The organism is Streptomyces carpinensis, assembly GCF_002154505.1.
Lineage (GTDB): Bacteria > Actinomycetota > Actinomycetes > Streptomycetales > Streptomycetaceae > Streptomyces > Streptomyces carpinensis.
Genome location: NZ_MUBM01000747.1, coordinates 189 through 781 on the forward strand (window position 1 = coordinate 189; position 593 = coordinate 781).

The 593-nt window shown below is 67.8% G+C and carries 1 protein-coding gene; it reads right to left on the bottom strand.

Features of this window, described 5'->3' with window-relative positions; translation table 11 throughout:
• Positions 1–381: antibiotic biosynthesis monooxygenase family protein (locus BZY54_RS48500; RefSeq protein ID WP_244217731.1), on the bottom strand; the 381-nt coding region annotated here is incomplete at its 3' end.
• Positions 382–593: the final 212 nt, after the last annotated feature.

Genomic DNA, 593 nt, shown 5'->3' on the forward strand with positions numbered 1-593 from the left:
CTGGCCGCCGGTCTCCCGCACGATGTGGAAGCGCAGCGACCGGGTGTCGCGGATGCAGCTGTGCATCGGCTCCACCATCCGTACGTGCTCCTCGCTGTTCACCCAGGCGAGGAACGGCGGCGCGCTCTCCCACTCGCTCGTGATCAGCCACTGGGAGGGGTTCTCGATCGACTGGCACAGCTGGTCGCTGACGTGCCCCGGAACGGAGGCGACCTGCTTGCCCATCTGCTCGTACGCCTCCAGGAACTGCTGCTGGGCGCCGTCATAGACGTCCACCAGCAGCACGACCCGGAGCCGGGAGCCGTCGAAGACTGACTGGGAGACACGTTTCGAGGCCTGCTGCATGGTCGGTTCTGAAACACGCTCAGAGGTGGCGGTCATCTGCGTACGTCTCCTTGGCGGGGCTTGGCGGTCTTGACTGTCTTGGCGCTCGGCCGTTTCGGCGGTCGGCGGTCTCTGCGGGCGGCGAGGGACGGACGGAGGGAGGGAAGGTGAGCGCCGCGCCGCGGGTGACGCGACGTCACGTGATCTCGATCCTGTGCCGGGTGCGATCCGCGCGCGACTCGTGTGCACCACGTGGGTGATCACACGGG